The 3,294-nt window shown below is 52.4% G+C and carries 2 rRNA genes; both read right to left on the bottom strand.

Annotated elements, in window-relative coordinates:
- Positions 1 to 7 precede the first annotated feature (7 nt).
- Positions 8 to 123 (bottom strand): 5S ribosomal RNA (gene rrf / locus HGO41_RS25550).
- A gap of 113 nt (positions 124 to 236) precedes the next feature.
- Positions 237 to 3,145, bottom strand: a 23S ribosomal RNA gene (locus tag HGO41_RS25555).
- Between the last annotated feature and the right edge of the window lie 149 nt (positions 3,146 to 3,294).

The raw sequence follows: 3,294 nt of genomic DNA on the forward strand, positions 1-3,294 counted from the left end.
ATTTGATGCCTGGCAGTTCCCTACTCTCGCATGGGGAGACCCCACACTACCATCGGCGCTACGGCGTTTCACTTCTGAGTTCGGCATGGGGTCAGGTGGGACCACCGCGCTACTGCCGCCAGGCAAATTCTGTTTCATTCATAACGCTCGCCCTACATCAGGCTTGCACTACGAACCAATCTCGGAACTTCAGCTGAAAATCTACTTCAAGTCTCTAAAAACACCTTTGGTGTTGTAAGGTTAAGCCTCTCGGGTCATTAGTACTGGTTAGCTCAATGCATCGCTGCACTTACACACCCAGCCTATCAACGTCTTAGTCTTAAACGTCCCTTCAGGTGGCTTAAAGCCACAGGGAAGACTCATCTCGAGGCAAGTTTCGCGCTTAGATGCTTTCAGCGCTTATCTTTTCCGCATTTAGCTACCGGGCAATGCCATTGGCATGACAACCCGAACACCAGTGATGCGTCCACTCCGGTCCTCTCGTACTAGGAGCAGCCCCTCTCAATCTTCCAACGCCCACGGCAGATAGGGACCGAACTGTCTCACGACGTTCTAAACCCAGCTCGCGTACCACTTTAAATGGCGAACAGCCATACCCTTGGGACCTACTTCAGCCCCAGGATGTGATGAGCCGACATCGAGGTGCCAAACACCGCCGTCGATATGAACTCTTGGGCGGTATCAGCCTGTTATCCCCGGAGTACCTTTTATCCGTTGAGCGATGGCCCTTCCATTCAGAACCACCGGATCACTATGACCTACTTTCGTACCTGCTCGAGCCGTCACTCTCGCAGTCAAGCTAGCTTATGCCATTGCACTAACCTCACGATGTCCGACCGTGATTAGCTAACCTTCGTGCTCCTCCGTTACTCTTTAGGAGGAGACCGCCCCAGTCAAACTACCCACCAGACACTGTCCTCACCCCGGATCACGGGGCCGAGTTAGAACATCAAACATTAAAGGGTGGTATTTCAAGGTTGGCTCCACGCAGACTGGCGTCCACGCTTCAAAGCCTCCCACCTATCCTACACATCAAGGCTCAATGTTCAGTGTCAAGCTATAGTAAAGGTTCACGGGGTCTTTCCGTCTTGCCGCGGGTACACTGCATCTTCACAGCGAGTTCAATTTCACTGAGTCTCGGGTGGAGACAGCCTGGCCATCATTACGCCATTCGTGCAGGTCGGAACTTACCCGACAAGGAATTTCGCTACCTTAGGACCGTTATAGTTACGGCCGCCGTTTACCGGGGCTTCGATCAAGAGCTTCGCCTTACGGCTGACCCCATCAATTAACCTTCCGGCACCGGGCAGGCGTCACACCGTATACGTCCACTTTCGTGTTTGCACAGTGCTGTGTTTTTATTAAACAGTTGCAGCCAGCTGGTATCTTCGACTGGCTTCAGCTCCGGGAGCAAGTCCCTTCACCTACGCGCCAGCGTGCCTTCTCCCGAAGTTACGGCACCATTTTGCCTAGTTCCTTCACCCGAGTTCTCTCAAGCGCCTGAGTATTCTCTACCTGACCACCTGTGTCGGTTTGGGGTACGATTTCGTGTTACCTGGAGCTTAGAGGCTTTTCCTGGAAGCATGGCATCAGCTACTTCACCACCGTAGTGGCTCGTTATCACGCCTCAGGGTTGATATGCAACCGGATTTACCAGGTCACACCCCCTACACGCTTGAACCGGGACAACCGTCGCCCGGCCAGCCTAGCCTTCTCCGTCCCCCCTTCGCAGTAACACCAAGTGCAGGAATATTAACCTGCTTCCCATCGACTACGCTTTTCAGCCTCGCCTTAGGGGTCGACTCACCCTGCCCCGATTAACGTTGGACAGGAACCCTTGGTCTTCCGGCGTGCGGGTTTTTCACCCGCATTATCGTTACTTATGTCAGCATTCGCACTTCTGATACCTCCAGCAAACCTCACAGTTCACCTTCGACGGCTTACAGAACGCTCCCCTACCCAACAACGCCTAAGCGTCGCTGCCGCAGCTTCGGTGCATGGTTTAGCCCCGTTACATCTTCCGCGCAGGCCGACTCGACCAGTGAGCTATTACGCTTTCTTTAAATGATGGCTGCTTCTAAGCCAACATCCTGGCTGTCTATGCCTTCCCACATCGTTTCCCACTTAACCATGACTTTGGGACCTTAGCTGGCGGTCTGGGTTGTTTCCCTCTTCACGACGGACGTTAGCACCCGCCGTGTGTCTCCCGTGATAACATTCTTCGGTATTCGTAGTTTGCATCGAGTTGGTAAGCCGGGATGGCCCCCTAGTCGAAACAGTGCTCTACCCCCGAAGATGAGTTCACGAGGCGCTACCTAAATAGCTTTCGGGGAGAACCAGCTATCTCCCGGTTTGATTGGCCTTTCACCCCCAGCCACAAGTCATCCGCTAATTTTTCAACATTAGTCGGTTCGGTCCTCCAGTTAGTGTTACCCAACCTTCAACCTGCCCATGGCTAGATCACCGGGTTTCGGGTCTATACCTTGCAACTTGACGCCCAGTTAAGACTCGGTTTCCCTACGGCTCCCCTATTCGGTTAACCTTGCTACAAAATATAAGTCGCTGACCCATTATACAAAAGGTACGCAGTCACCCAACAAAGTAGGCTCCCACTGCTTGTACGTACACGGTTTCAGGTTCTATTTCACTCCCCTCGCCGGGGTTCTTTTCGCCTTTCCCTCACGGTACTGGTTCACTATCGGTCAGTCAGGAGTATTTAGCCTTGGAGGATGGTCCCCCCATATTCAGACAGGATGTCACGTGTCCCGCCCTACTCATCGAACTCACAACTTGTGCATTTTTGTGTACGGGACTATCACCCTGTACCGTGCGACTTTCCAGACGCTTCCACTAACACACAAACTGATGCTGGTTCTGGGCTCTTCCCCGTTCGCTCGCCGCTACTGGGGGAATCTCGGTTGATTTCTTTTCCTCGGGGTACTTAGATGTTTCAGTTCCCCCGGTTCGCCTCATTACACTATGTATTCATGTAATGATAATGTGTCGAAACACACTGGGTTTCCCCATTCGGGTATCGTCGGGTATAACGGTTCATATCACCTTACCGACGCTTTTCGCAGATTAGCACGCCCTTCATCGCCTCTGACTGCCTAGGCATCCACCGTGTACGCTTAGTCGCTTAACCTCACAACCCGAAGGTGTTTCCACCATCGCGCTGCGATTATTTGAGAGACTCTGTTACAGACTAATCCACCACTCGGTACTGCTACGGAGAGTGATGTTCAGCTGTAAACTTTCAATTTTCAGCTTGTTCCAGATTGTTAAAGAGCAATA

The organism is Rahnella sp. CG8 (assembly GCF_023701875.1).
GTDB lineage: Bacteria > Pseudomonadota > Gammaproteobacteria > Enterobacterales > Enterobacteriaceae > Rahnella > Rahnella aceris.